19 protein-coding genes and 2 tRNA genes are annotated in these 19,805 nt (G+C 68.6%); 15 read left to right on the top strand and 6 right to left on the bottom strand.

What is annotated here, in order from left to right:
- Positions 1-27 precede the first annotated feature (27 nt).
- From AB7V09_RS05145 to AB7V09_RS05130, 4 genes are all read right to left on the bottom strand, one after another.
- A complete protein-coding gene (locus tag AB7V09_RS05145) occupies positions 28-1,197 on the bottom strand; it encodes a glycosyltransferase family 4 protein (RefSeq protein WP_419143121.1) in 1,170 nt (389 codons plus the stop codon).
- On the bottom strand, positions 1,197-2,492 hold the full coding sequence (locus AB7V09_RS05140; protein WP_419143120.1) for a glycosyltransferase: 1,296 nt from the start codon (positions 2,490-2,492) through the stop codon (positions 1,197-1,199). The genes AB7V09_RS05145 and AB7V09_RS05140 overlap by 1 nt, the downstream gene beginning before the upstream one ends.
- Positions 2,489-3,781: a glycosyltransferase family protein gene (locus tag AB7V09_RS05135; RefSeq protein WP_009406101.1), complete on the bottom strand. Its 1,293-nt coding sequence runs from the start codon at positions 3,779-3,781 to the stop codon at positions 2,489-2,491. Before AB7V09_RS05135 ends, AB7V09_RS05140 begins: the two co-directional genes overlap by 4 nt.
- A 112-nt stretch (positions 3,782-3,893) precedes the next feature.
- Positions 3,894-4,670, bottom strand: coding sequence for a DeoR/GlpR family DNA-binding transcription regulator (locus tag AB7V09_RS05130; protein ID WP_419143119.1), 777 nt, complete (start codon positions 4,668-4,670; stop codon positions 3,894-3,896).
- A gap of 283 nt (positions 4,671-4,953) precedes the next feature.
- Between AB7V09_RS05130 and AB7V09_RS05125 the strand changes: the two genes are divergently transcribed.
- The 9 genes from AB7V09_RS05125 (at position 4,954) to AB7V09_RS05085 (ending at position 11,730) form a co-directional block, all read left to right on the top strand.
- Positions 4,954-6,039: an ROK family protein gene (locus AB7V09_RS05125; RefSeq protein ID WP_419143118.1), complete on the top strand. Its 1,086-nt coding sequence runs from the start codon at positions 4,954-4,956 to the stop codon at positions 6,037-6,039.
- 178 nt (positions 6,040-6,217) lie between these two features.
- Positions 6,218-6,901, top strand: a complete 684-nt coding sequence (gene nadD / locus AB7V09_RS05120; protein ID WP_009405885.1) for a nicotinate-nucleotide adenylyltransferase — start codon at positions 6,218-6,220, stop codon at positions 6,899-6,901.
- Complete coding sequence (locus AB7V09_RS05115; RefSeq protein WP_279014662.1) at positions 6,891-8,579, top strand: hypothetical protein; 1,689 nt, start codon at positions 6,891-6,893, stop codon at positions 8,577-8,579. Before nadD ends, AB7V09_RS05115 begins: the two co-directional genes overlap by 11 nt.
- 66 nt (positions 8,580-8,645) lie before the next feature.
- Positions 8,646-9,065 carry a ribosome silencing factor gene (gene rsfS, locus AB7V09_RS05110; protein ID WP_004565156.1) on the top strand — a complete coding sequence of 140 codons (420 nt, stop codon included), beginning with the start codon at positions 8,646-8,648 and terminating at the stop codon, positions 9,063-9,065.
- The gene (locus AB7V09_RS05105; protein WP_419143117.1) at positions 9,062-9,703 is read left to right on the top strand and encodes a histidine phosphatase family protein; all 642 of its coding nucleotides are present in this window, start codon (positions 9,062-9,064) and stop codon (positions 9,701-9,703) included. The genes rsfS and AB7V09_RS05105 overlap by 4 nt, the downstream gene beginning before the upstream one ends.
- 93 nt (positions 9,704-9,796) lie before the next feature.
- Positions 9,797-9,869: transfer RNA gene (locus tag AB7V09_RS05100), tRNA-Ala, on the top strand.
- Between the two features lie 40 nt (positions 9,870-9,909).
- Positions 9,910-9,985, top strand: a tRNA-Ala gene (locus tag AB7V09_RS05095).
- 83 nt (positions 9,986-10,068) lie between these two features.
- On the top strand, positions 10,069-10,716 hold the full coding sequence (locus AB7V09_RS05090) for a MarC family protein (RefSeq protein WP_419143116.1): 648 nt from the start codon (positions 10,069-10,071) through the stop codon (positions 10,714-10,716).
- Positions 10,717-10,842: 126 nt separating this feature from the next.
- Positions 10,843-11,730, top strand: a complete 888-nt coding sequence (locus AB7V09_RS05085) for a hypothetical protein (RefSeq protein WP_271289260.1) — start codon at positions 10,843-10,845, stop codon at positions 11,728-11,730.
- Positions 11,731-11,847: 117 nt separating this feature from the next.
- Here AB7V09_RS05085 and AB7V09_RS05080 read toward each other — a convergent pair whose 3' ends face one another.
- On the bottom strand, positions 11,848-12,126 hold the full coding sequence (locus tag AB7V09_RS05080; protein WP_004565152.1) for a DUF1540 domain-containing protein: 279 nt from the start codon (positions 12,124-12,126) through the stop codon (positions 11,848-11,850).
- 373 nt (positions 12,127-12,499) lie between these two features.
- A complete protein-coding gene (deoD, locus tag AB7V09_RS05075; protein WP_419143115.1) occupies positions 12,500-13,222 on the bottom strand; it encodes a purine-nucleoside phosphorylase in 723 nt (240 codons plus the stop codon).
- Between the two features lie 227 nt (positions 13,223-13,449).
- Between deoD and AB7V09_RS05070 the strand changes: the two genes are divergently transcribed.
- From AB7V09_RS05070 to AB7V09_RS05045, 6 genes are all read left to right on the top strand, one after another.
- Positions 13,450-15,030, top strand: a complete 1,581-nt coding sequence (locus tag AB7V09_RS05070) for a sodium-dependent transporter (protein WP_419143114.1) — start codon at positions 13,450-13,452, stop codon at positions 15,028-15,030.
- 1 nt (position 15,031) lies between these two features.
- Positions 15,032-15,205: a methionine/alanine import family NSS transporter small subunit gene (locus AB7V09_RS05065; protein ID WP_075415208.1), complete on the top strand. Its 174-nt coding sequence runs from the start codon at positions 15,032-15,034 to the stop codon at positions 15,203-15,205.
- A 115-nt stretch (positions 15,206-15,320) separates the two neighbouring features.
- Positions 15,321-16,178 (top strand): HAD hydrolase family protein, encoded by an 858-nt coding sequence (locus tag AB7V09_RS05060; RefSeq protein WP_070512541.1) that lies wholly within the window; start codon positions 15,321-15,323, stop codon positions 16,176-16,178.
- 8 nt (positions 16,179-16,186) lie between these two features.
- The gene (locus AB7V09_RS05055; RefSeq protein WP_419143113.1) at positions 16,187-18,199 is read left to right on the top strand and encodes a metallophosphoesterase family protein; all 2,013 of its coding nucleotides are present in this window, start codon (positions 16,187-16,189) and stop codon (positions 18,197-18,199) included.
- A gap of 94 nt (positions 18,200-18,293) precedes the next feature.
- On the top strand, positions 18,294-19,028 hold the full coding sequence (locus tag AB7V09_RS05050) for a vitamin K epoxide reductase family protein (protein WP_009405640.1): 735 nt from the start codon (positions 18,294-18,296) through the stop codon (positions 19,026-19,028).
- Complete coding sequence (locus AB7V09_RS05045) at positions 19,025-19,789, top strand: metal-dependent transcriptional regulator (RefSeq protein ID WP_419143112.1); 765 nt, start codon at positions 19,025-19,027, stop codon at positions 19,787-19,789. Before AB7V09_RS05050 ends, AB7V09_RS05045 begins: the two co-directional genes overlap by 4 nt.
- The last annotated feature ends 16 nt before the right edge of the window (positions 19,790-19,805 follow it).

Raw genomic sequence — 19,805 nt, 5'->3', positions numbered from 1 at the left:
GCCCGTGACGACGAGGAAGCGGAGCCATTACCGCACACCACCCTCAGCGACGCCGGCCAGCCCCAGGATCCGGGTGACGACCCGATTCCAGGAGTGACGCTCCTCAGCCAGAAGACGACCGTTACGCCCCATCCGGGCCCGCCGCTGGGGGGAGGCCGCCAGATCATCCAGGGCCGCGGCCAGCGCCGTGGGGTCCGAGGGTGCCACGAGCACGCCGTGGCGCTGCGATCCCTCCTCAAGCAGCTGGGGGATCTGACCGACGTCGGAGGCCACGACTGCCAGCCCCGCGGCCAGGTACTCCAGGACCTTCATGGGGGAGAAGTACTGCTGCTCCAGACCCCCCAGATCAGGGTAGGGAGCCACCCCGATCGCCGAACCCGCCATGTGAGTGGGAATCTCCTCAGGGGCGACCGCCCCACGGAAGTCCGCCTCCACCCCCAGGCGTTCGGCCTGCGCACGGAGCGTCTCCATCTCGGGTCCGTCGCCGATGATCCGCAGGCTCCACCGCTGACGCGCCAGGGCCGCCGCCGTGATGAGGTCGGCCACCCCGTGCCAGGGCTTGAGCGTCCCCACGAAGGTGACGACCACCTGCTCGGGATCTGCCGGCTGAGGCTGGATGCGGCGCACGCTCACACCGTTGGGAACCGTGTGGACCCTGGCGGCAACAGCCTCCGCGTCCGGCATATCGGCGGTGCGACGGCGAACCCAGTCGGCCACCGGGTCCGAGACGCACACCGTGACCCGCGCCGCCCCGACCTGACGGCGCAGCGCCTGCTCAGCGCCGGAGGCGTCCACCAGCGAGCGGTGACGACGCTGCTCGTCAATCAGCGGAGCATTGACCTCCAGGACCCCCGGCACCTCGGTGGCCGCCGTGATGTCGGCCAGAGCCGTGGAGAACAGGGAGTAGCGCTCGTAAACCAGGTCAGCGCCGTCGGCGATGACCCGCGAGGCAATCCTCTGGGCGGCACGCACCTGCGCCTGCTCCCGCTCAGCGGGGGCGACGTCGGCGACCGCTTCCAGGTGCAGCTCGAGATCGGCCAGGTCGGCGGGCACGTGCTCGCCTGAGCGCAGGGCGTAGAGCACCACCTCGTGGCCGGCGGCCCGCAGCTCGCGAACGACCTCCTGAATGTGCACCGAGGCGCCCTTGGTCCCGAACACCGGGATGCCCGGGTCGCAGCAGATGTAGGCGATGCGCATCAGGCGGCTCCTTCCTGCTCGGCCAGGCGCACGCCGGAAGCCGGGACGGGACCCGACTGCCAGGCGGCCAGCACCGCGGCCTGGGCCCGAGAGTCGAACTGCTCCTCAATCAGTGCCCGCGCACCGCGCGACAGTGCGACGATGTCCACCTCGCCCTGTGCGATCCCGCGCAGGGCCACGGCCAGCGAGGCCGGGTCACCCGGAGGAAGAAGAATCCCGGTGACGCCGTCGTGAACCACCTCCGGAAGTCCCGACACCGCCGTGGCCACCACCGGCGTCCCGCAGGCCATCGCCTCCAGGACCACCGTGGGCAGACCGTCGATATTGCCGTCGGCCGCCTCGATGCACGGCGCCGCGAACACGTCCGAGCGCGCCAGCAGCTCGCGCACCTCCGCCTGCGTGAGCGGACCCAGCAGACGGATCCTGTCGGCCAGTCCCAGGCGCTCGATCTGCTCGGTCAGGCGCTCACGCTCATCGCCGTCACCGGCCAGCTCCACCTCGACGTCGATCCCCGAGCTCACCAGGATCCTCACCGCCTCGACCAGATCGGCGAAGCCCTTCTTGGGCACCAGGCGACCCACGGCGCACACCCGCAGCGGCTCTGCCCTCGTGGCGGACACCGGCTGCGGGGCACGGTAGGAGAAGCGATCCAGCTCCAGGGCGTTGTAACGCAGCGACACCGTGGCCCCCGTGCCCGCCAGCACAGTTCCCAGGTAGTCCTCGTTGTAACGGCTGATGGCGATGACCCGCTGGGCATCGGCGCAGATCCGGCGCAGCCACACCGGGTCCACCGACTCGTGGAAGATGTCCTTGGCATGGGTGGTCACGGTGTAGGGGATGCCGGTGAGGGCTGAGGCGATCCACGCCACCCGCCCCGCCAGGGACGCGAAGTGCGCGTGCAGGTGGGTGATGGAGTCCCGGCGTGCCTGGCGCGCCAGCTCCACGCCCTGGGCCACCACGTCACCGGGCAGCTCGGCCAGGACCGGCATGATGACGGCGAAGCGCTCGCGGTCCTCCTGGCGAGTCAGGCCCTCGGTGAGCTGGCTCCACAGGTCGATGGCCCGGTTCGGTCGGCCCACCCAGTTGACGCGGGCGGCGACCCGGGCGATCTCGGGGTGGAAGCGCGCATCCGTGGTGGGGCGCAGTGCATAGATGCTCAGGTCCTCGCCCTGGGCCTCGCGGGCCAGGATCTCGGTGACGATGAAGGTCTCCGAGAAGCGGGGGTAGACCTTGAGGACGTATCCGATACGGGGGGCGCCCTGGTGGGGCTGGTGGGTGTCGAGTGGGGGATTCATGCGGGGATCTCCATCCTGGTGAGGCTGGTGGGGTGGCTGGTGAGGTAGGTCGGGCTCGTGGTGGGTGCGTCATGTCGGTGATCCATGAGCTCGGCGGCCAGCAGGGGGACCGTGGCCAGGCCGTTCAGACGCAGACGACGTCGCCCCATCAGCTGGTGACGGGCGGCCTCCTGGTCGCCCAGCAGCTCGGAGAGCCGGTCCTCCAGCGCTGCGGCACTCAGATCCGTGACTCTCAGCAGGTCGACGGCGCCTGCCTTCTTCAGGCCGGAGGCCCGGATGAACTGCTCCAGGCGAGGCGTCTCGCGCGGGACGAGGAGGGCCGGGGTCTGGGAGGCGAGGATCTCGGTGACCGTGTTGTAGCCGGCCATCGCGATGACCGCAGCGGCCTGCTGGATGTGGCGGCTCATGCCGGGCCAGGACCGGCGTACCACGGTGCGGGGACCGGCCGCCTGAGCGACCTGGTGGAACAGGGCGGCGTCGAGCTGGGGGCCGGTGACCACGACATGCCGGTAGCCGTCAGGGACGCGTACCTGCGCGGCGGCACGCAGCAGGTTGATGCCGTCGCAGCCGCCACCGGCGGTCGTCAGGATGAAGGGCTCGGGGTCCAGGGCGTTACCGGCCAGAGCGGGTGAGGCCTCGGAACCGTCCCTGGGCTCGGCGATGTCGCGACCGTGGGCGAGGTAACCGGTGTAGTGCATCCGCTCCTCCAGCGCAGGCGGGGCCTCGCCGGTGGCGCTCAGGTCGTGGACCGCGGCGTCCCCGTAGACCCAGACCTCGTCGATGAGCCGGCGCAACGTGTCGGCCTCGCCGAGCTCATCCCATTCGCGCTGCACGGTTGCGGGGGTGTCCAGGACCTCGCGCAGACCGAGCACCACGCGCGCGGTGGGGTGAGTGCGGCGCAGGTGAGTCAGGGGCTCGCGCAGCTCCTGGTGCACCCCGTAGGCGTGTCGGTCGATGATGAGCAGATCCGGGGCGAAGGTGCTCAGGACGCCGTTCAGCAGAGCGCTACGGACCTCGCCCAGGTCCTCGTGGGTGATGCGCAGGCGCTGGGGCTGGTAGATGCCTTCGGACTTCTTGATCCCCGGCAGCACCAGCCAGTCGAAGCCGTCGGGGAGGCGGTACTCCTGGCCCGGGGTCAACCCGGTGATGACCAGGCCGGTGACGTCACGGCCGGTGAGCCCCGGCAGCGCCCGGGCCAGGTGGTGGGCCAGAGCGAGGTTGCGGCGAAGGTGTCCCAACCCCTTGGCATCGTGGCTGTAGAGGGCCACGCGTAGGGGAGCGCTCGTCATGATCGTCTCTCTTCTCCCGGTGTCGGTTCTGGATCGTTCTGAAACGATCCTGACCGGCCAGAAGAAGATGACGATTAGGGGCGGATGAGAAAGCTCTCAGGTTTGTCGGATGCTAGACCAGTTGCACCTGGACTCCGGCTCGTCGCAGGGCCTCGACCTGGTCGGCGCAGGCGCCGTCGTCGGTGATGACCGTGTCGATCCTGGAGGTGGGGCAGATGAGGGCGAAGGCCGTCCTGCCGAGCTTGGAGCTGTCACACACGATGACGACGTGCTCGGCGGCCTCGACCAGTGCGGCGTTGATGGCCGCCTCCCCGTCGTGCTGGGCGTAGGCTCCTCTGTCATCAAGTCCCTCGACTCCCAGGAAGAGCGTGCCCACACTGATCGAGGGAAGGATGAGAGAGGCCAGAGGGCCGGTGAGCTCGAAGGACCGGGCTCGTGCGATCCCCCCGGTGACGACGACGCGCACGCACTGGCGCACGGCCATCTCGTTGGCGATGTTGACGGCATTGGTGACCAGGGTGACCGGCACCTCCGGATCGGTCAGCGCCGGCAGGAGCGCGATCTCGCGCGCCACCTCAGTGGTCGTGGTGCCGCCGTTGAGACCGATGGAGTCGCCCGGGTGTACCAGAGCGGCCGCCGCCTTGGCGATACGGGTCTTCTCATCGGCCATCTTGGAGGTGCGGTAGCGCAGAGGCGGCTCGGTGGAGGTGGGGTTGGCGATGGCTCCGCCACGGGTGCGGCTGACCAGCTGCTGGTCAGCCAGGTGGTCGAGGTCGCGTCGCGCGGTGGCCGCTGAGACCCCCAGCCGCGTGATGATGTCGTCGATATGGACGCTGCCCTCGTCCATGACGATGTCGAGGATGGCCGAATGGCGATCATGCCGAGACATCTCGATCCTCCTGGGGGTCAAGGGGGTGGTGCGGGACGGAGAGGGGATGGGCTGGGAGGGGATGCACGGTTGATTTGTGCATCAACCACTTGCCGTATTCTAGTGACCGTGCGGCAGGTAGTCGGTGTACCGACGTCAGCATAGTTCAGGGATGTCCCCAGTTGCCTCCTGAGGGCGACACATCGCGATGTAAACCTTGCTACTGTCGTCGACATCAATCACGTCATTGTGTGGAGTGGTGGCCCCGTGGGCTCGCCATCCCGCCTCCGAGAACAGAGAAGATATGGGTTGTCCCGCTGACCTTGCCGAGCCCCTCCGCCGTGGGGAGGGCGTCGTCGCCATAGGGGTCGATGTCAGTGCCGACGCCGTTTCTGCGGTTGTCGCTGATGGCCGGGGGAGTGTCATCTCCTCCGTGGAGCGGCCGGTTCCCAGGCAGTGCCGCGCAGACGCCGACCGGCTGGCCCAGGAGATCGGGAGCGCGATCCAGTCCTTGTGCGCGGGCCTCGCCGATGACCTCAGTGGTGAGGTGTCCGGGGCAGCGGCCCTCGTCGTCGGGGTCAGTGTGCCCGGTGTCGTCGATGAGGACGAGGGGCGTGTGCGTCGCAGCGAGACTCTTGGGTTGCAGGACGCCCCGTTGGCGAGTCTGGTGAGACGGTCGCTGTCGTCTCAGGCCTCCGGGTCACCCGGACTCTCCGGAGGCCTTGAGGTGAGGCTCTATCAGGATGCCGGTTGCGGCGCCTGGGCCGAGAGCCAGTGGGGCGCGGCCGGGAGGAACTGCCTCTATCTGGCGGTCGGCGAGCGGATCTCCTCCGCCGTCCTGCTGGGCGGAGCCCCGGTGCTCGGTGAGGGCTGGGCCGGTCAGGTCGGTCGGATTCTGGTTCCCGATCCGGACTGGAGCGGGGAGCGGGCCCGCCTGGAGGATGTCGCCTCGGTGTGCGCAATGGTCAGGAGGCACACCGCCGGCATGCTCGATGACTCTGCCGACTCCCTCGGCTCCGGCTCCGCCGCGCCGGAGCCGGGCGGCTGCGAGGACGCTTCCGATGAGTCATTCGCCCAGTGCGCCACGGGGCTGGAGTCCCTCCTGGGCGCGATCGCCTCGGGGGACCGGGAGGCGCGCCGTGTCTGGGACACCGGCCTGGACTGCCTGGCTGAGCTCATCGCTCAGGGTGTGGGCCTGCTCGGCCCCCTCGACGTCGTCGTCAACTCCGAGCTGATGCGGGCGGACGAGGCTGCATTCCTGGAGCCTCTGCGAGGCCGGGTGGCGGATCTCGTGGGCGACCTGCCGGCACCGCGACTGGTGGCGGCCCGGCTCGGGGCGACCGCGCCGGCGCTGGGGGCGGCGGGGCGCGCACTGGCCGACTGGAAGTAGCCTGACAGCAGCCCGAATGCCGCCTCGTGTCTCTGCGCCCTTGGCTGATAACTCGCTTATGGCGTTGCGGAGACCCACAATGGGGGCAGGCCGTGGCAGTATGTTCGCCAACTGCAGTTGTCCAAGCCGGTTGAGGAGTACCAAACGTGTCCCCCAGGAGAGAAGCGAGGCGCAGCGCGTGACCCTGTCTGCTCGTCCGCTTCGCATCGGCATCATGGGTGGAACCTTTGATCCGATCCACCATGGGCACCTGGTCGCAGCCAGTGAGGTTCAGAACGTCTTCGCTCTCGACGAGGTCATCTTCGTGCCCACCTGGGCCCAGCCCTTCAAGAAGGAGCGCAAGGTCTCCCCGGCTGAGCACCGGTATCTCATGACGGTGATCGCCACGGCCTCCAACCCGAGGTTCACGGTCTCCCGGGTCGATATCGACCGGGGTGGGACGACTTACACGATCGACACCCTTCATGACATCGCGGCCGAGTACCCGGGCGCGGAGCTGTACTTCATCACTGGAGCCGACGCGCTGGCGCAGATCCTCACCTGGAAGGACAGTGAGGAGATCTTCGACCTGGCTCATCTGGTGGGGGTGACGCGTCCCGGGCACGTCCTCAGTGACTCCGGGGTTCCCCGTGACCGGATCTCGCTGGTCGAGGTGCCGGCCATGGCGATCTCGTCGACTGACTGCCGCCAGCGGGTCGGGGAGGGGTCTCCGGTGTGGTACCTGGTCCCTGACGGTGTCGTGCAGTACATACGCAAGTACGGGCTCTATCGTATGGCCTTGCGGCCGGCGTCGGCGACGTCGATGACGGCGAGAGTGGCCCGCGAGCAGTCCCTGAGGAAGGAGAACGACGGTGAGCACTGAGCAGACCGGCGTCAATGCCCCCACGTCCGAGGAGCCGACGCCAGATGAGCACGCTCCACGCGGTAGTCGTCGTGCAATCCGGCAGGCGGAGCGCGCCGCGGAGCGCGAGGCGATCCTGACCGGTCAGCAGCCGCTCCTGACCCGGCGTGAGATGCGGCGTCTGCGCGAGGAGGCCAAGGCGCTCAGGGCTGCCGTCGAGGCGGGCGAGATCACCCCTGAGCAGGCGCAGGCGCTCCAGGATCCTCTTGCCGATCCCTCGTCGGTCACCTCCCGTTCCTCCGCCACCTCCGGTGACGAGGCCGAGTCCGGGCCGGGGGAGCCGGCCGAGCCCACCGCCCTGGACGGGGGTGACTATCTCGAGCAGGGCGGGCAGAACCCGCCCCTGAGCATGTCCGTCCCCGAGGGGTCGGCCGCCTCTGCTCCGAGCTGGCGCTCGCTGTCGGCGGCCGAGGCCGTGGCGATCTCCGAGATCGAGACGGGCCTGATGGAGGCCGTCGACCTGCCGGTGGCCACCCTCGACTACGACGCTCACTGGGCCGCGAACGCCAGCTCCGAGCCGGCGCCGGTCCCCACCCGCTTCTCACTCAAGGACCGTCTTGAAGGTGGCTCCGTCTCCGAGGCGGACGAACCGGAGAGCCCACAGGACAATGAGTCTCAGGGCCCCGTCGAGGTGAGCGGTGACGCTGAGACCGAGGAGCCCGCCACCAGCCCCTACGACTACCGGGAGGGTCTCGAGCCGCTGGCCCAGGACGACGGGGGCGCCTCCTCACAGTCCTCCTCGGCGGTCGAGGCCGTGAGCGCCGCCTCCGCTGTTCCCGCCGTCTCCGCAACCGCCCCCGGCGCTGCCGACGTCGCCGCCTACGGGCAGGCTGGTGCCACGCGGAGCGCCGAGCCCTCCCGCAGCGGGGTCAGCGCCGGCTCGGCGTCCTCCGCCGGCTCGGTGCGCCGACCCATCGTGCGGATTCCGGCTGCTGCTCAGGGTGTGCGCACCGTGAACGCCTCCACGGGAGAGCTCAGCTCGGTCCAGCCCGTGGACAGCTCGCCGTCCGCCCAGGAGGCCGCCGACGTGCAGGATGTCTACGGCGCTCCCTCCATCGAGGAGCCGATGGTGCAGGACGACGCCGAGGTCGAGGTCGACATTGAGGCGCAGACCATGGTGGTGTCGACGTCGGCACCCTCGACTCAGGGGGCACAGGACTCCGAGTTCGGTGCGCCCGGGGCCCCGCAGTGGAGGTCGCTGCATCAGCCCCCGCAGGCAGGTAGCTTCCAGGAGGCGATCGTCGACGGGACGGCAGAGACCGCAGCCGTCTCCGGCGAGGCCGTCAGCCCGTACGCCTTCTACAGCGACGAGGTCGAGAACGGCAATGGTCCGATGGGGGCCTCCGAGTGGGACTCCGTGGCGGCCCCGGCTGCCGAGGTCCCTGAGGAGCCTTACCTGGCTCCCGTCAACGAGGTGACCGGAAGGGTTCCCACCCCGGATCACGTCCTGCCGATGGAGCAGCCCGGCGCCTCCTCGCGCACCGGCAAGATCCTCATGGCAGCGCTCATCATCGTCCTGCTGCTGATTATCATCGCTGTTGTCCTGGCACTGCTGATCTCCAACGGCAAGCTCGGCGGTGGTACGAGCGCCATGGCAGCCGGCGTCGGTGCGGGGGAGTGGATCCGTCAGCTCGTTTGACGGAGGTGGGCACGGTACAGTCGCCGCTGCCGCATGATGTCCGACTGACCCTCCCGAAGGAGATCCGTGTCCGCCACTGAACACGCCACCGGCCTGGCGATCGCTGCCGCTCGCGCGGCGGCCGATAAGAAGGCTGAGCACCTCGCCGCCATCGACGTCTCCGAGCGACTGGGACTCACCGACGTCTTCCTGCTGGCCTCCGGGGCGAACGACCGCCACGTCCACGCCATCGTCGATGCAGTCGATGAGGCCATGCACCGAGCCGGGGCCAAGCGCCGTACCCGGGAGGGCTTCGCCGACGCCCACTGGGTCCTGGTGGACTACGGCGACGTCGTCGTTCACGTCCTGCAGAACGAGGACCGGGAGTTCTACTCGCTCGAACGCCTGTGGAAGGACTGCCCCGCCATCGAGCTGCCGGCGGACCTGGCGCATGAGGGCAGCCAGGACGGTGATTCCCTCGGCGGTCGGGAGACCACCGCGTCATGACGGATCTCATTCTGTGGCGCCACGGTCAGACCGACTACAACAGTCAAGGGCGTATTCAGGGCCAGGTTGACGTCCCTCTTAATGAGACCGGTCGTGACCAGGCTCGGCGTGCCGCCGAGGACATCGCGGCCCTGGGGCCCACTCGCATCGTCTCCTCCCCGCTGATTCGGGCGCGGGACACGGCCGAGGCGCTGGCGTCGCTGACCGGACTGAGCGTCGAGATCGATGAGGGTCTGGCGGAGAAGTCCTTCGGGGACTGGGAGGGCCTCAAGGCCGCTGACATCAAGAAGCAGTGGCCGGAGCACTACGCCACCTGGCGGGCCGGGGGAGACCTCCCTCAGTTCCGGATCGAGGGGCGCCGTCAAACCGCCGAGAGAGTGGGGGAGGCGCTCAAGGCCATCGTCGCAGGTTCCCAGAAGGACGACATCATCGTGGCCGTCTCCCACGGAGCGGCTACCAACCTGGGGGCCACCTACCTGCTGGGGATGGACGCCCAGCAGTGGTTCGGCCTGCGTGGCATAAGCAACTGCTGCTACGCACTCCTGCGGACCAACAAACGGCCTCCGGGCTGGGCGGTGGTGACGTGGAATGCCGGACCACCGGTGGACTCCAGTCCGCTGGGCAGAATCCTGGGCTGAGCAGGTGAGGTAGCGCACGTGGTGCGGATTTGCCCTGACGGGTCCGAACTTCATACAGTTATCCGCGTCGCCGCACGCGAGCGACGCCCGAACGGGGCTATGGCGCAGTTGGTAGCGCGCTTCCATGGCATGGAAGAGGTCGGGGGTTCGAATCCCCCTAGCTCCACGATCCCCTCGGAGTGAACGCCGGGTGGGACACCCGTCACGGGGCTATGGCGCAGTTGGTAGCGCGCTTCCATGGCATGGAAGAGGTCGGGGGTTCGAATCCCCCTAGCTCCACCACACCAGCAATATGGGGCCCCGCCATGAGGCGAGGGCCATTTTGTTTCTTTGTCCGCCATCGCCGCGTGCGGCACAATGTGGAGATGGCTACTGCTGTGCTTATCAAGGCGCTAGGCGCCTTCTTCGCAATCATGAACCCCTTTGTCAACCTGCCCCTGTTCCTGAGCCTCACCCAGGAACAGGATGCTGCGACCCAGCGGCGCACAGCAGTTCGTACCACGATCTCCTCCACCGTCATGTGCGCCGTCGTCCTGCTCCTGGGGGCAACGATCCTGAGATTCTTCGGCATCGGCGTCGACGATTTCCGGATTGCGGGCGGAATCGTCCTGCTCATCATCTCCTTGTCCATGCTCAATGGCGGCGGCTCCAGTGCTCACGAGGGCAGTACGCAGGAGAAGGCGCAGCACAACGTCGTTGCCGGTGGTGGGAACGATGTCGCCTTCTATCCCATGACCTTCCCCATCCTCGTGGGGCCGGGAACGATCGCAACCATCATCGTCATCCAGTCCCAGGCCCGGGGGCTGGGTGGACATGCGGCGGTCGCAGCTGCCCTGGTGGCTGTCCTTGCGGCGCTCGGGATCGTTCTCTACTTCTCAGCCAGCATCGGTGCTCGCCTGTCCATGACGATGCGCACCATCATGACCCGACTCATGGGCATGATCCTGGCCTCGATCGCGGTGCAGATGATCGTCGTCGGGATCCAGCACCTCTTCCCCGGGCTGGCTCGCTGAGACACGCTCCACGTGCGGGTTTCAGCAAGGAACTGGCCCATCGGGCACTCTGAGGGTAGCCTCACCTTCAGATGTTGCCCGGAGCACCCGCCCCCACGTGCGGCAACACGGTAGGAAGGTAAGCGTGTGACGTCCGTTCAGGTTCCCGACATCATGCAGCGTGCCCGGCGCACGGCCCGGCGTCTTCTGGCCGGCAGTGGGAGCGCGGCGGTAACGGCCTACCGCATCGACCCCTCCGCGCCGGCCGCCTTCGTCGCTCATGCCTTGCGTGCCGATGGCCGAATCCTCGTTGCCGCATGTCCTCCCCAGGGCACCCCGTTGGCCATCGCGCCCGACGACGTCGCCGTCGACATCCGACTCGATGTCACTCTCGACGCCGCCGAGCCCGGTGTGCGCATCACGGCTGCCACCGCTCACCTGCTGGGGAGCCTGACCTGGGTCGAGGGCGAGGACCGCGCCCTGCTGCTGGCCTCCTCTCGGGCTTCCGCCTGCCACTGCGCCATCGTCGGGGAGGATCCGCTCGAGCGGGTCCGGGAGATCGCCGCGGGTCCCGGCGGCCGGCTGGGCGTCATCACCTGTGAACGGGTCATGCTTCACTGCGTCTCCGGGGTCTCCAGCCACGACATCGAGGAGATCCTCGACATCGACTCGGCCGATGCCGCTGCGGCGCCCTCGGCCTCCTGGAGCCCCCAGGAGATCATGGACGCCCACGAGGCGGTCAGCGCCGTCGGTCAGCTCGGTCTGCGGGCTGTGTGCGAGGCCGTGCGCGAGGGACAGATGCCCGGATGGATCTGCTCCTCCCGCCCCGCCGTCGGGGTGTGCCCGACGCTGTGGGACAGGACCCTGTGCGTCGACGTCGATGCTCACGGGGTGACCCTCATGTCCATCACCGGTGAGGAGGTCACCACACTCGTGGTCTCCTTCGGGCAGGCACTGGCCGACGCCGGCGAGGTGGGGCCGGCCCTGGAGAAGCTGGCCTCTCACGCTCTGCCGCAGCGCCTGACCCGGCCCTGAGGCTGTCAGCTCAGCCGCGGCTACGACCAGCTGGCCGCGAATACCGAAACGGGGGATACCACCATGTGGTGGCATCCCCCGTTGGCCCCCAGCCGCTCGAGCTGGAGAGCCTTCCGGTCAGCGGACCTCGTAGGTCGTGCAGGCGGCGGTGTCGCCCCCGACGGTCACGGCCTCAGCCGTGCACATGAGGTCCTTGTTGTGGACGCACTCGAGACGCTGGCAGGCACCCACGTGGCCCTCTGCCACCGGCAGGCCGCCGCGGGCGTCGAGGCTGATGAAGGTGTCGCAGGCCGGTGCGCCGTTGTCGCCACCGACGGTGATGGCGAAGGCGGTGCAGCCGCCGTTGTTGAAGGCGCAGGAGGTGGTGGTGCAGGAGGAGATCTTGGTGACGGACATGATGCTTTTCCTTTCGAGCGGATGTGCGCTGCGGACATGAATAACGTAAATCCGCATCTGCTCCCCGGCAACGAAGGACAGCCTGCCCTGCCTCCCAGCATGTCAAAGAACGTTGAAATGACGCCGTTTTAGCGGCCAAGGTGAAGGTGTTCAGGTCTGTTTGCGGCCCTCGGGGAAAGTCGGGGTTGTGTGCCGTCGACTTTCGTTATTCCTCGCAGGTAAGGCAGTCCTGCGCGAGTGTGGTCGAGGACTTTCCGCTGTGTGGAGGGCACTGATGTCAAGGGCGGGGCGAGCTGTGCCCGCCCCGCCTCAGGGGAGTCGCTGTTGCCCGGGTCGCCCGGACAGGCCGGCAAGCCCGAAGGCCGTGCGCCGATCAGCTGTGCGCGGCGGCCACGGCCAGGCGCAGGGAGTCTGTGAAACGTGTCTCGCGCTCGGTGGCGCTCATGTCGCTGGAGTGGTCCAGCAGGTGGTCGGAGACGGTCAGGATCGCCAGCGCCTGCTTGTCGTACTCGGCGGCGACCCCGTAGAGGGCGGCGGCCTCCATCTCCACTCCCAGGACCCCGTAGCTCGCCAGCGCCTCGGTCTGTCCCTGGGGGGTGAAGTAGAAGTGGTCCCGCGACATGACGGTGCCCAGGTGGATTGCTCCTCCAGCCTGAGCCCCCTCGGGCTGCGCGGCCTGGTACGCGGCCGCGGCCAGCCGGAAGTCCGCCACGGCGCTGAAGTTGACGCCCGGGATGCGCAGCTGGTTCATGGAGGAGTCCGTGTGGGCGCCGGTGGCCACGATGACGTCGCCGACCTTGACCTTCGGGGACAGGGCGCCGGCAGTGCCCACCCGAATGATCCGCTTCACCCCGAACTGGCTGAACAGCTCGGTGGCGTAGATGGTGAAGGAGGGCTGCCCCATCCCTGAGCCCATGACGCTCAGTGGCCTGCCGTTCACGGTCCCGGTGAAGCCCAGCATCCCGCGCACGTCAGTGACGAGACGAGCGTCATCCATGAGGAGCTCGGCGATGCGCTGGGCCCGTTTGGGGTCGCCGGGCATGAGGACGGCGGGGGCGAAGTCTCCGGGCTCTGCAGCGATGTGAGGGGTGGCCATGGGGGTCCTCTCGGGGTGGTGAGTCAGGTGTGAACAGTAGTGTTCAGTGTGGCATGGATCGCGTGAGAAAAGACAAGCGACCACCCTGACAACTGTCCGTATCGTGGACGTCAGACGACATATCGTGGTCGCTCGACTAGCGTCCAACGACAAAAGGGCCTGCGACCAGTCCGCAGGAAGAGGTGGCCCCTGGGCCGCCTGCATTCGTCATATCACGGAAGGTACTCATGTCCTCCAAGACAGGGGAGAGCGAGTCTCTTCAGGCTCCCCCGCGCGAGCAGTGGAGCGGGCAGCTCGGCTTCCTCATCGCCGCCATCGGCTCGGCGATCGGCCTGGGAAACATCTGGCGTTTCCCAGGGGTGGCCTACACCAACGGCGGCGGCGCCTTCATCGTCCCCTACGTCATCGCGCTGCTGGCGGCCGGGCTGCCGATCCTCTTCCTCGACTATGCCCTGGGGCACCGCTTCCGGGGCTCGCCACCGGCGGCCTTCAGGCGCCTGTCCGCCAGGCTCGAGTGGCTGGGATGGTTCCAGGTCTTCATCTGCTTCGTCATCATGACCTACTACGCGGTGGTCGTGGCCTGGTCCCTGCGCTACATGTTCTTCTCGGTCAACATCGCCTGGGGCGACGACGCGGCGGGCTTCTTCCAGCATTACATCGGGATGGACCGGCTCGGCTCCGAGGTCGCCTACTCGCCGTCAGTCGTCATGGGCGTGGCCCTGCCGCTGCTGTTCGTATGGGGCTTCGGCCTGGTGGTGACCGCCCTGGGCGTGAGTGGAGGTGTGGAGAAGGCCAACAAGATCTTCCTGCCGCTGCTGGTCATCATGTTTGCCGGCCTCGTGGTGCGCGCCCTCCTGCTCCCGGGCGCGGGGGAGGGGCTCAATGCCCTGTTCACGCCCAAGTGGTCCGCCCTGCTGGACTACCAGGTGTGGATGGCGGCCTTCGGGCAGATCTTCTTCTCCCTGTCCGTGGGCTTCGGCATCATGCTCACCTACGCCTCCTACCTCCAGCGGCGCCGCTCCAACCTGGTGGGAACCGGTCTCGTGGCGGGCTTCGCCAACTCCTCCTTCGAGCTGTTCGCAGGGATCGGCGTCTTCGCGACCCTCGGCTTCATGGCGCACACGCAGCACGTCGGGATCAGCGAGATGAAGATCACCGGACCCTCCCTGTCCTTCATCACCTTCCCCACCGTCATCGCTCAGATGCCCGGAGGCGCGCTCTTCGGGGTGCTTTTCTTCGCCTCCTTCTCCATGGCGGGGCTGACCTCCTTCATCTCCATCATCCAGGTGGTCGCCGCCGGTGTGGGGGAGAAGCTCGACCTGACTCCGAAGGCGGCCTCCCTCGTCGTCGGCGTCCCGGCCGCCATCCTGTCCTTCGTCCTGTTCGCCACCAGCTCTGGCCTGCCGGACCTCGACGTCGTGGACGCCTTCATCAACAACATCGGCGTGGTCGCCTCGGCCATCATCATGTGCGTGGTGGTCGCCTGGCTGCTGCGGCGCACGAAGCTGCTTCAGGACCACCTCAACGCCGTCTCCGAGTCCCGGATGATCGGCCTGTGGTGGAGGCTCCTCGTCGGCGCCGTCGTCCCCGTCCTGCTGGGGTACATGTTCATCCAGACCCTGTGGACGTACCTGTCCGAGGGATATGAGTCGGAGGCCTACTCCAGCGGCTTCGTCATGGTCTTCGGATGGGGGATGCTGCTGGTGGTTGCCCTGGGCACCGCCGTCATGAGCCTCATCCCCTGGAGGACCCCTGTGGACGAGTTCGAGGCCCTCACGCTGGAGGCCGCTTCCCAGGAGGAGGACTGAGATGACCGGAATCGCCGTGCTCATCATGCTGCTCGCCATCGTCATCATCTGGGGCGGTCTGGCGGTCTCCATCACCGCGCTCATCTCGCGCGGACGCCGCGAGGACCGCGACGCCCGGGCCGAGGCCTCGGCCCTGGCCCGCGAGCACATGCTCCACCCCGAGCAGACCGACTGACCGGTGCGGTCCGCTGAGAAACGCGGACGTGACCGCTTGAGAAGAGAGACTGACTCCACCACCCGTCTGGGGCCCGGTTCGGCCGGTTTCCAGGCGGGTGGGACACAATACGCCTATGACTCAGACTGATGTGAGCCCCCGGGCGCTGCCCCGCCTGGTGGCCTTCGACCTCGACGACACGCTGGCGCCCTCCAAGTCGGCCATGCCACCGGCCATGGCCACAGCGCTCAGGCGGCTGCTCGACGTCGTCCCCGTCTGCATCATCTCCGGTGGGCAGGTGGGGCAGTTCCGCGACCAGGTCCTGGCCCACCTCGACGCCGACGCCGATGAGCTCTCCCGGCTTCACCTCATGCCCACCTGCGGAACGCGCTACTACACCTACGACCCCTCCCGTGCCCAGAGCGATGAGGACGCCTGGACGCTGGTCTACGCCAACGACCTCACCCCTGAGCAGATCCGCACCGGTTTTGAGATCGTCGAGGCCCAGGCGCGACGCCTCGGTCTGTGGGAGGAGCAGACCTGGGGGGCGATCCTGGAGGACCGCGGTAGCCAGATCACCTTCTCCGCACTGGGGCAGGAGGCCCCCCTGGACGCCAAACGCGCGTGGGATCCCACGGGTGAGAAGAAGGCCGCCCTGCGTGACGCCGTCGCCCCGCTCCTTCCGGACCTGGAGGTTCGCTCAGGCGGTTCCACAAGTGTCGACATCACCCTCAAGGGGGTGGACAAGGCCTACGGCATGAAGCGCTTGGCGGAGATGACCGGCATCGCGTTGGAGGAGATGATCTTCGTCGGCGACCGCCTGGACCCGGAGGGCAACGACTACCCCGTCAAGGCCTTGGGCGTTCCCTGCCAGGCCGTGAGCGGCTGGCAGGACACCGTTGCCTACGTCACCTCCCTGGCGAGTCTGATCGCCTCTGACGTGCACGGCGGTGAGGACCCGGCCGCCCAGGTCTCGCTGGGTGCTCGGCTCTGAGGCGAGCGGTGGTACAGACATCTTCAGGCCCTGACACCGGAGCCGACGCCGATACCGGCACCGCCGAGCGAGCAGGAGACCTGTGGGACGGTCTGCTGACGGCCGTGCGACGCTGCTGCGCCCTGGTCGCCACGGTGCTGCTGTCGCCGCGCCTGTGGTGGCGTCGTCGTCGCCCCGGCACCCGCACGGTGATCGGAACAGCGGCCATGATCCTGGCCTCCAGCCTCGTCTCCCTCCTGCTGGGGTTGTCCACGGCGACGGCCTCGTCACCGGTCGGCCCGCATGAGGCGACCTGGTCGACGACCCTGGACTCCACTGTCACGCTGGACCTCGGGCCGCTGGGAACGGCCTCGCTGGAGTCCCCGGCAGGAATGCTCGGCGTCAAGGTGGTTCTGGGGGAGATCCCGGGCGATCCGACACCCGATACGGCCAATGCCGCCAGCGTGGGCCAGTCCCTGTCCTCCGACGCGACCTCCTACCTCTCACTGGTCTCCCACCCCGACCTGACGATCCGGCAGGGCCTCTACGCACTGGCCGGCGACGCCCTGCGCCGGGCCGGGGTCGTTGAGGCGATCTTCCTGTGCTGTGTGGCCGCCTGGCGCCTGGCGCCGACCAAGCCCTGGCGCGAGACCGTCCGAGCCGGCGCCTCACACCGCTGGGCCACCACCGTGGCGGCCTGTGCGACCGTGGCCACCGCGGCCTCCCTCCTGGTGCCGGCCATGCGCACGGCCACCTCGCCCGGCTCCACCCTGTCCGTCCTCGAGGGGACGCCGTTGGCCCAGGCCCGTTTCTCGGGACGCATCGCCGACGTCGTCACCGCATACGGGCCCAAGGCGCGAACCTTCGTGGAGACGAACAAGGGCTTCTACGCCAAGGCGGACACCAACCTGCGGGCCGCATGGAAGGCCGCCGAGCAGACTGAGGGCCTGGTGGACGTCACCGCCGTCGACGGCAAGGTGGACACCGAGAGCCTTCAGAGCCGGGTCAGGGCCTCCTCCGCGAAGACCCTGGTGAATGCCGGCCCCGACCCGGAGCCCGGCACCGCCCCGCAGCCCTCTGAGAGCCCACGGGCCACCGCGACGCCCTCGATCTCGGTGACCGGGGCCCGATCAGTGCCCGAGCGGGGACGCAAGACCGCCGTGCTCACCACGGACCTGCACTGCAACCTCGATGTCATCGCCTTCTCCGGAGTCCTCGACCAGCTCTCGGGCGCCGACATCCACATGGACGACGGCGACCTGACCATGACCGGCTCGGACCCGGAGCGGGTGTGCGTCGACGCGCTGACCCAGGCGGTCCCGAGCTCGACGAAGAAGGTCGCCACGATCGGCAACCACGACTCCGACGCCACGGCCGCCCGCCTGCGTTCCCAGGGGTGGACCGTCACCAACGGCTCGGTCCAGACGGTCGCCGGGATCACCTTCCTGGGGCACGACGACGCCGAGCGCACAACAGCTGCGGGCACCAAGCCCCGCAACGGGGAGACCACCGAGAAGATCGCCTCCCGCCTGGCCACGACCAGTTGCGGGAGCACGCAGGTCGACGTCGTCCTCATTCATCAGCCCGCCACTTTCGACACGCTCACCAAGGAGGGCTGCGCGCCGCTGCTCCTGGCCGGGCACGTCCACGCCGAACGGGGGATGACCACGACGATCAGCCCCCGAACCGGTCTGCCCGTCACCGGGATCATCTCGGGCGCAGGCAAGGGCGGCACGTCCCTGGGGTCGGTCACTGAGGACGCCTTCCTCCACGTCATGTCCTTCGACTCCGCCGGCGCGCTGGTGGCCTGGCGCGCCGTCATCCTCCACTCCGACGCCTCGGTGACGGTGGGGGCCTGGCGGTCCGTGCCGGGTCTCGCCGCGGGACAGACGACGGCCACGATGGCTTCAACCCCGAGCCCGACGGCGTCGGCCACCCCGGTGCCGACACCGACCGGAGCCCCGCAGAGCACGAGGCCCGAGGAAGCCACGCAGCCAGAGGAGGGCGAGCCCCAGGGGGAGAGCGATTCCTCGGACGGGTAGGACAGAGGTGACCGTATGTGGCATACGCTCTCGTCCTGATAACCCTACGAGGCCCAGAAGAACTGCTGACGCACCACCGGTGAGGAGACTGACGATGTCGCGCATGCCCACAGATGCCGAGATCGATGAGATGAGCGAGGAAGAGCTCGAGGCCTACCTGGGCTCCGGCCCCGCTCAAGAGCTCGACCGGCGCGCTCGTCGTGATACCGGCGAGGGCTCGTCCGCGCGCCCAGCTTGGCTGCGGCGCTCCGGGGCCGAGCGGGGATTCGGCTGGCTGCTCACCGTGTGCGCACTGATCGGGATCCTCGCCTGCTGGGAGCTCATCACCGCCCAGCTCAACCTGCTGCGCAACCCGTACGCGGAGCTCGTCTGCGACGTCAGCCCCCTGGTGTCCTGCGGCGACTCCCTCAATGTGTGGCAGGGAAACCTGCTGGGGGTGCCCAACTCCTTCGTCGGGGCCATCACCTTCGGGGCCCTGGCCGCGATCGGCCTGGTACTGCTCAGCGGTGCGCGCCTGCCGCGCTGGATGTGGTGGGGGCTCAGCGCCGGCAGCCTCGGCGGGATCGCCTTCGTCATCTGGTTCCTGTCCGTATCCATCATGACCTTCGGCAAGCTCTGCCCCTTCTGCATGGTCATCTGGTCCGTCACCATCCCGGTGGCTGCTCACTCCTGGGCCTGGGCCGCGGCCGGCGGGCACCTGGGGCTGCGTGACAACCTGGCGCTGGACGTGCTCAAGGCCCGCTGGTGGATCACGGCGGCGATGTACCTGGCGGTGGTTCTCACCATCGTCATCGCTTTCGGCGGCCAGCTGGCGAGGCTGTTCGGGTGACTGCGCCCAGGGAGCGGAGGGCTCCAAGCGGGTCTGGTGGGAAGTCCTCGGTGGCGGGGGACTCGACCGTCACGCAGGACTATCTCAAGATCGTGTGGGCCGCGTGCGAGTGGGGCGGCGCGGGCGCCTCCGTCACCGGTCTGGCCAAACGCATGGAGGTGGCCCCCTCGACCGCCTCGGAGAACGTGGCTCGCCTCGTGGAGGAGGGGCTGCTCGTCCACGAGCCCTACAAGGCCGTCACCCTCTCCGAGGAGGGGCGACGTCGGGCCATGGGCATGATCCGCCGTCACCGCATCCTGGAGACCTACCTGGTCACTCGGCTTGGCTTCGGCTGGGACGAGGTGCATGCTGAGGCCGAGGAGCTCGAGCACGCCGTCTCTGAGCGGCTGCTGGAGAGGCTCGACGCGGTCCTGGGGCACCCCACCCGTGATCCGCATGGGGACCCGATCCCCACGGCCGACGGCCGCCTCATCGTGCCCGACCTGGTGGGCCTGGAGACGCTTCCGGTGGGCTCTGACGGCGTCGTCGGACGGATTCAGGACGACACCGAGACGCTGCGCCGCCTGGAGCGGGCCGGCATCGGGCTGGACAGCCGGGTGCGGATCCGCGATCGGGGCACCGTGGCGCCGGCCGTGGAGGGCGGCGGCCGCAGGCGGGCGACCGTCATCGCCCTGCTGGATGACGACGCCTCACGCGGCGCAGTGCCCGCGGGCGCCCCGGAGGCCGTCATCCCCGACGGCTCCCTGTGGCTGCTGGCCTGACCAGGGGCGGGGCCTG

This window comes from Actinomyces sp. SKVG-SVH-4(1), from assembly GCF_048514265.1.
Classification (GTDB): Bacteria; Actinomycetota; Actinomycetes; order Actinomycetales; family Actinomycetaceae; genus Actinomyces; species Actinomyces oris.
Note: the sequence above shows the minus strand (reverse complement) of the source record. Positions and strands in the feature narration are given on the sequence as shown.